The 473-nt window shown below is 52.6% G+C and carries 1 rRNA gene; it reads right to left on the bottom strand.

Annotated features, from left to right (window positions below):
• Window positions 1–67: 67 nt before the first annotated feature.
• Window positions 68–473 (bottom strand): 16S ribosomal RNA (locus ACEN31_RS11650); the annotation flags it as partial.

Genomic DNA, 473 nt, shown 5'->3' on the forward strand with positions numbered 1-473 from the left:
GAAAACTCACTCAAAACTGAACAAAGATAAAACACTTCATGCTGTAAAAGGTTCCAGTACTCCTTAGAAAGGAGGTGATCCAGCCGCACCTTCCGATACGGCTACCTTGTTACGACTTCACCCCAATCATCTATCCCACCTTCGACGGCTCCCTCCATAAAGGTTAGGCCACCGGCTTCGGGTGTTACAAACTCTCGTGGTGTGACGGGCGGTGTGTACAAGACCCGGGAACGTATTCACCGTGGCGTGCTGATCCACGATTACTAGCGATTCCGGCTTCACGCTCTCGAGTTGCAGAGAACGATCCGAACTGAGAATGGCTTTGAGAGATTCGCTTGCCCTCGCGGGGTCGCTGCTCGCTGTACCATCCATTGTAGCACGTGTGTAGCCCAGGTCATAAGGGGCATGATGATTTGACGTCATCCCCACCTTCCTCCGGTTTGTCACCGGCAGTCTCATTAGAGTCCCCAACT

Origin of the sequence: Ruoffia sp. FAM 26255 (assembly GCF_045528525.1) — a bacterium.
Classification (GTDB): domain Bacteria; phylum Bacillota; class Bacilli; order Lactobacillales; family Aerococcaceae; genus Ruoffia; species Ruoffia tabacinasalis.